Below are 3,046 nucleotides of genomic sequence, written 5' to 3' on the forward strand. Positions count from 1 at the left end.
GGCACATACGATATGATACGCAAATATCCGAATGGGGCAACCCAGTACATTGAAGATGTACTACATCGTAAAGATGGGCAAACCCGCTGAACTGAAACATCTAAGTAGGCGGAGGAGAAGAAAACAAAAGTGATTCCCAGAGTAGTGGCGAGCGAAATGGGATTAGCCCAAACCCATATTGTTACGGCAATATGGGGGTTGTAGGACCCAGATATAGGTTGTAAAGCTGGATTAGAAGTGTTTGGAAAGACACACCATAGAGAGTGAAAGTCTCGTATAGGCACAGTTTTATAAATCTTATGGGTATCCTGAGTAGGTCGGGGCACGTGGAACCTTGACTGAATTTGCCGGGACCATCCGGTAAGGCTAAATACTCCTGAGAGACCGATAGTGAACTAGTACCGTGAGGGAAAGGTGAAAAGAACCGTGAATAACGGAGTGAAATAGACCCTGAAACCATACGCTTACAAGCGGTTGGAGCAGCTTTAGGCTGTGACAGCGTGCCTTTTGCATAATGAGCCTACGAGTTACTGTTACCAGCGAGGATAAGTATTTCAGATACGAATCCGTAGCGAAAGCGAGTCTGAATAGGGCGATTAATAGTTGGTAGTAGTAGACGCGAAACCTGGTGATCTACCCTTGGGCAGGTTGAAGCGCTGGTAACACAGCGTGGAGGACCGAACTGGTTGTCGTTGAAAAGACTTCGGATGACCTGAGGGTAGGGGTGAAAGGCCAATCAAACTGGGAAATAGCTCGTACTCCCCGAAATGCATTTAGGTGCAGCGTTGAAGTGAGTTTAATAGAGGTAGAGCTACTGATTGGATGCGGGGGTTTCATCGCCTACCAATTCCTGACAAACTCCGAATGCTATTAAATGCTCATCAGCAGTGAGGGTATGGGTGCTAAGGTCCATATCCTAAAGGGAAAGAACCCGGACCATCAGCTAAGGTCCCCAAATATATGCTAAGTTGACCAAACGCGGTCTGACTGCACTGACAGCTAGGATGTTGGCTTGGAAGCAGCCATACATTTAAAGAGTGCGTAACAGCTCACTAGTCGAGCGGTTGGGCATGGATAATAAACGGGCATAAGCATATTACCGAAGCTATGGGGTAGTACAGAAGTACCTACCGGTAGGGGAGCATTCTATAGGCGTTGAAGCTAAAGGCGTGAGCCATAGTGGAGCTGATAGAAAAGAAAATGTAGGCATAAGTAACGATAAGGCAGGCGAGAAACCTGCCCGCCGAAAGATCAAGGTTTCCTCAGCTATGCTAATCAGCTGAGGGTTAGTCGGGGACTAACGCGCACCCGAGCAGGGGAAGTGGATGTACAACAGGTTAATATTCCTGTACCATTAATCTAATAAAAGTGACGGAACGAGATAACTACCGCGTACTGACGGAATAGTACGTTAAAGGAGCAGTTATAGCTTTGATAGTACACTGAGGCTTCGGCCGAGGTGATAGAGTGGTGACAACGTTTCCAAGAAAAGCGAAGATTAATGCCCGTACCGTAAACCGACACAGGTGATTGGGAAGAGAATTCTAAGGCGCTCGAGAGATTCATGGCTAAGGAACTAGGCAAAATAGACCTGTAACTTCGGGAGAAAGGTCGCCTATCTAGCGATAGGCCGCAGTGAAAAGGTCCAAGCGACTGTTTATCAAAAACACAGGACTCTGCAAAATCGAAAGATGAGGTATAGGGTCTGACACCTGCCCGGTGCTGGAAGGTTAAGAGGAGAGCTTAGCGTAAGCGAAGGTTTGAATTGAAGCCCCAGTAAACGGCGGCCGTAACTATAACGGTCCTAAGGTAGCGAAATTCCTTGTCGGGTAAGTTCCGACCTGCACGAATGGTGTAACGATTTGGACACTGTCTCGGCCATGAGCTCGGTGAAATTGTAGTATCGGTGAAGATGCCGATTACCCGCAGTGGGACGAAAAGACCCTGTGCACCTTTACTATATCTTCGTATTGGTCTTGGATAAGTGATGCGTAGGATAGGTGGGAGACTTGGAAGCGGCTATTCCGGTAGTTGTGGAGTCGTTGTTGAAATACCACCCTTTGCTTATCTGAGGTCTAACCCTGCGATGCAGGGGACAATTCGTGGAGGGTAGTTTGACTGGGGTGGTCGCCTCCAAAAGAGTAACGGAGGCTTCTAAAGGTTCCCTCAGCACGCTTGGTAACCGTGCGAAGAGTGCAATGGCATAAGGGAGCTTGACTGAGAGACCAACAAGTCGATCAGGTACGAAAGTAGAGCATAGTGATCCGGTGGTTCCGTATGGAAGGGCCATCGCTCAAAGGATAAAAGGTACGCCGGGGATAACAGGCTGATCTCCCCCAAGAGCTCACATCGACGGGGGGGTTTGGCACCTCGATGTCGGCTCGTCACATCCTGGGGCTGGAGAAGGTCCCAAGGGTTGGGCTGTTCGCCCATTAAAGTGGCACGCGAGCTGGGTTCAGAACGTCGTGAGACAGTTCGGTCTCTATCTACTGTGGGCGTTAGAAATTTGCGTGGATCTGACTCTAGTACGAGAGGACCGAGTTGGACGCACCGCTGGTGTATCTGTTGTCTTGCCAAGGGCATAGCAGAGTAGCTAAGTGCGGATGGGATAAGTGCTGAAGGCATATAAGTACGAAACCCGCCACAAGATGAGATTTCTTTTAAGGGTCGTGGGAGATGACCACGTTGATAGGTTACAGGTGTAACGGTGGTAACATCATAGCCGAGTAATACTAATCACCCGTAGACTTTTCGCGCAGTATTCTTTTTTATAGATAAGAGTTAAGAGATAAGAAGTAAGAAAGTGTAATACTACTTATGTTTTATCAATTATTAATCTCTTAAGAAGTTAGTTAAGATATGTTTTTTATCCCTATATGTTAAAAAAATAAGGTTACAGGCACTAGGTTATAGGCATCAGGGATTCCCCTGAAACCTAACCCCTGACCCCTGACACCTAAAAGATTTAAGGTGGTTATAGTCAAAGGTCTCACCTCTTACCATTCCGAACAGAGCAGTTAAACCTTTTAGCGCAGATGGTACTACA

General features: G+C 47.3%; 1 rRNA gene (cut by a window edge). It reads left to right on the top strand.

Annotation, left to right across the window (positions count from 1 at the left end):
- A 23S ribosomal RNA gene (locus tag HMPREF1321_RS03610) occupies positions 1-2,756 on the top strand; it begins 87 nt to the left of the window's first position.
- Positions 2,757-3,046 lie beyond the last annotated feature (290 nt).

Source organism: Capnocytophaga sp. oral taxon 412 str. F0487, from assembly GCF_000271925.1.
Taxonomy (GTDB): domain Bacteria; phylum Bacteroidota; class Bacteroidia; order Flavobacteriales; family Flavobacteriaceae; genus Capnocytophaga; species Capnocytophaga ochracea.